This window comes from Moorena sp. SIO4G3 (genome assembly GCF_010692305.1).
Taxonomy (GTDB): Bacteria; Cyanobacteriota; Cyanobacteriia; order Cyanobacteriales; family Coleofasciculaceae; genus Moorena; species Moorena producens_A.
Genome location: NZ_JAAHIG010000692.1, coordinates 1 through 1965 on the forward strand (window position 1 = coordinate 1; position 1965 = coordinate 1965).

Below are 1965 nucleotides of genomic sequence, written 5' to 3' on the forward strand. Positions count from 1 at the left end.
GTCATGCCTCGTTGCAGCCCCTCCGGGCTGCAGTCCGCTCCGGACGAGGTGGCGACGATTCCGGGCACGATGGCGCCCAGCGCCTCGATGCCACCGAGACTTAAGAATTATCAAGCACGGTTGCTGATAATTCTTAAGTAGGAAACTAGCAATTTCAGTTCCAATACCTCCAAGCCCTCCACTTATTAAGTATATCCCACCTGTTATGAAGGGTAATTATTGCTTTGGTTCTTCAGCTATATTTACAGATTCGATTCCACAAACCAAGCGTTTTCCGTCTCTGTAGGCTACTTCTGTTTCTTTGGAAAAATTGCCCAGTTCTTGTTGAATGTATGCCTTATTGACTTCAACCTCTAGTACTGGCAGATCGATGTGGCGACAGTTCAACCATGTCATTTCTTGACCAATTGTTTTCAATAGGCCCAAAACTGTCCCTTTCTCATAGGCTATCTTATCACTCGGTACTATCGACTGACTGTAACTTGATACCCACAGTAATTGTACCGACTGCTCTTCACTCCGAAATTGTTCTAATGCTTTAGCTAAGAACAGCAAACGAAACAACCCTTGCTTTTGTGACTGCTCCAGCGCTTCTAGGTGTGAAACTTCACCTCTATATTGATCGTATTCCCACAGGCAGACAATCTGGCCAATCGTTTTGTTTTCTTGTGCCAATTGCTCTAAAAGCATCTGATAGTGTTCTGCTCGGTCGGGCACAAGAGAATAATGATTGTCACTGATTTTGGTAAAGTTTTCACCGACAGACACTTGGATAGAGGGCTGGTGATGTTTTTCTAATTCCTCAGATAAGACTGTTCCTAGCCCTAAAGTATCGCTAAATATTAGGGTTGTAGTTGTCTGGGAAGACAGATTAAAAACAGGGACTTTGGCTTGCCATACCTTTCGGTAAAACCAGCTTGGGATAGTATTGACATTCAATAGTAACAAATCTACCCGTTTGATAATGGTGTTAAATTCACCTGTTTCAAAACGCTGTTTTAGTTTAGAACGTTGAATTTTACCGATCGCTGTTTTGGGAATAACGTCTCGTTCTACAGGAATCAAATAATCAGGATTAATCCCAAAACGATCCACTACCAGTAAGCGAATTTCCTTTAACAAATCTGCTTCTCGATCGCTTGCGGTTTTGGCTGGGTTAAAAAATATGGCTAATTTGTCTGTATCGCTTTCGGCATCTCTGACAGCACAAGCTGCCGTATAAGAAACTTCTACACCTTCTATTTCTTCTATTGTGGCTTCAATTTCATGGCTATAGTAATTTAAACCGTTGATGATGATAATATCTTTTTGCCGTCCAGTTATTGTTAAACACCCCTGTCGCAGGAAGCCTATGTCTCCAGTATTAAACCAACCATCTTCTGTAAAAGCATCTTGGTTTGCCTCTGTATTTTGATAATAACCAGATGTGACAGACAGTCCTTTTACTTGTACTCGACCCGCCATTGTCTCTTTCACTATCTGGTTTTGATTATCTACTATTCTGATGGCGAACCCTGGTACTGGAGATCCTACTTCGACAAATTTCTGCTCGTCTGTGGTTGAAGATAGCAGAAATTTAGATGAAAACGTTACCGCACTTGAGGTTTCTGACATGCCCCATGCTGGATGCATAGCGCGATCAAGGAGCTGATATTGACCTAATACTTCTAAAAATCGCCTGACGGTTTTTGCAACAATTGCCTCTCCAGCATTGAGAATAAAGTGCATAGAGGACAAATCCCATCCTCGGTGATTTTCTTGTTGACTGCCCGTATTTTGTCGATTTTCTAGTTCTTGCACAATTAGCCCATAAGCAAAGTTTGGGGCCCAAGTAATTGGGTTCTTCAGTACCTAATATGCTAAACTAATACCTTAAGTCGTTAATACAATAAAAAACCTGTATAAAATTATAGCCCAAAATGTAGCTTTATTTAAATTATAAAGATGAGCTATTGTTCACTAGAA

Annotated in this window: 1 protein-coding gene; it reads right to left on the minus strand. The window is 41.2% G+C overall.

Annotated features, from left to right (window positions below; translation table 11 throughout):
• Positions 1-216 precede the first annotated feature (216 nt).
• Positions 217-1800, minus strand: coding sequence for an AMP-binding protein (locus tag F6J99_RS44640; RefSeq protein ID WP_293123768.1), 1584 nt, complete (start codon positions 1798-1800; stop codon positions 217-219).
• Positions 1801-1965: the final 165 nt, after the last annotated feature.